Below are 2,188 nucleotides of genomic sequence, written 5' to 3'. Positions count from 1 at the left end.
AAAGATTTGACAGTTTCGTTCCATCACAGCCAGATCACACAATGATTAAAGAAAAATGTTTTTTCGTAACAGTTGGAAATATTTTTAATAAATCTAGATTTCTCTGCAATATTTGTAAAAATCATGCAATATATGAACAAAATTTGACGACAAAATAAGCATCCCTACGCCATAAAAGATCGTTTTAGGGATGCTTATTTAATTAATAATCTAATTCTTGGTCCATACTTGCAGGCCAGCCACCAATACCACGTTTTTGATCAAGGCCACGCAATGTCTCCATCTCTTCAGCAGTAAATTCAAAATCAAAAATATCCAAATTATCCTTCATGTGTAACGGATTCGTCGAGCCAGGAATAGTCATGATATTTTCTTGTACCAAGAAGTGTAACGCAATTTGTGGCACTGTCTTATTATACTTCTCAGCCAAAGAAAGTAAGGTTGGGTCATTAAATAAAGCCTTCATCCTTCACCGAGTGGTGACCAAGATTCATGTACAATATTATTTTCAATTAAATATTTATGCATTTTCTTTTGTTGCTTAAAGACAGACGTTTCAATTTGATCAATTACTGGCTTAGTATCGAAATTATTCATAATTTCATTTACTTGATCATGGTTGAAGTTACTCAGTCCAATTGAACGTAGCTTTCCCGCCTGATATGCCTCCTCAAGTGCCTGGTAAGTACCTAAACTATCAGACATAGGCCAGTGAATAATCATTAAATCAAAATAGTCTTGCTGGGCGCGAATTAACGATTCATCAATCCCCTTCTTCGTCTCTCTATAACCACTTGTTTGCGCTTTAGTGGTCAAAAAAATGTCTTCACGTTTAATGCCGCTTTTGTTAATAGCATTGCCTACTTCTGCATGTTCTAAAGCCAAAGATTGGAGTTTTTACACCGTTATTAAAAGTTAAATATTTCATTTTTATTCCTTAATATTTTATTCAGGATCAGATGCAGAGTGATAAGTAATACTAAATCCAGCTTGATATTCTTTACCTGGCTCCAAATGATTCATACCATATTTGTGCTCTAGCTCACCATCAGCATCTTCTCTATCTGCAATTCCCCACCATGGCTCAATACATACATAATTAGCGGTATTTGGATATTGTGACCAAATGCCAACATATGGTGCATTTCTAGTCCAAACATTGATGTGGAATTTACTCTTATCAGTTCTCAAAGATACTTTATTGTCATGACCATGTAATTCATAAATCAAGGCATCATCTTTAAATAGCTCATCACTTAAACCAATAAAACTATCAGTCGAAGCTAGAGAACGATTATTCCAGTCAAGATATGCTCCTTTAAGTGGGATTTTTACCCTAGCAATAGATGGATGCATATCGAAATAATAATCTTCTTTCTCTTCCCCATTATTTACTGGTAAGTTAAATCCAGGGTGACCACCTACACCAAAAATCATAGTTTCATCTGATTTATTAACTACGCTAAAGTTTTCTTCCAATAAATTATTCATCAAATTATAGTTAACTCTGAATTCAAATTTAAATGGATACATTTCACGCGTTTTTTCATTATCTTTCAGTAAGAACGTGATACTTTCTTGTGTATGATTCTCCACTTCAAAATCACAATCACGGGCAAAACCATGCTGACCCATATGATAGGTCTTACCTTGATACTTATATTCATCATTCTTAAGTCGCCCTACAATTGGAAAAAGTACAGGTGCATGTCTGCCCCAGATCTCTGGATCAGCTTGCCACATATATTCTTCACCGGTATGAGCTCCTTTAACGCTCTGAACTTCAGCTCCGTGATCCGAAATCACTACTTCGATCATATTATTCTTGATTGTGTAATCCATAACTAAATTTCCCTCTACATATCAAACAGTTAAAAATCATAATGTAATCGCTTAATTACTTATATTTTAACATTAATGCGTCAATAAGCCAGAATAAAAACAAAAGAAAAAACGATCTTCAAATAGCCAAGGCTATAAGAAAATCGCCATTGCATCAGTCCATAAACTGATACGCACAATGTTTGCTCTTATCAAACATGATCAATTATATGATTACAACATAGCCACCGAAAATAAAAGACTTTAGCTGAAATCAAATAATCAACTTAAGTATAAGCAACCTATGGAAAAACTACAAGTATTCATAGGCTTATTTGTGGTACTTTCGCTTTTTCTTAAATTCTAA

At 34.1% G+C, this 2,188-nt stretch carries 1 protein-coding gene and 2 pseudogenes; 1 reads left to right on the top strand and 2 read right to left on the bottom strand.

All coding sequences use genetic code 11. The annotated features are described in order from the left end of the window. Positions 1–202: 202 nt before the first annotated feature. Together CP367_RS10445 and CP367_RS10440 are read right to left on the bottom strand one after the other, a co-directional pair. Positions 203–928: pseudogene (locus tag CP367_RS10445) on the bottom strand (aldo/keto reductase). A gap of 17 nt (positions 929–945) precedes the next feature. Then, positions 946–1,842, bottom strand: coding sequence for an aldose 1-epimerase family protein (locus CP367_RS10440; RefSeq protein WP_005720244.1), 897 nt, complete (start codon positions 1,840–1,842; stop codon positions 946–948). A gap of 103 nt (positions 1,843–1,945) precedes the next feature. On the opposite strand from CP367_RS10440, the pseudogene CP367_RS10435 reads away from it, so the two are divergent. Continuing rightward, positions 1,946–2,089, top strand: a pseudogene (locus tag CP367_RS10435) (IS110 family transposase); the annotation flags it as partial. Positions 2,090–2,188 lie beyond the last annotated feature (99 nt).

It is taken from the genome of Lactobacillus sp. UMNPBX16 (assembly GCF_002553775.1).
Classification (GTDB): domain Bacteria; phylum Bacillota; class Bacilli; order Lactobacillales; family Lactobacillaceae; genus Lactobacillus; species Lactobacillus crispatus.
This window is presented reverse-complemented; position numbering and strand designations above follow the sequence as displayed.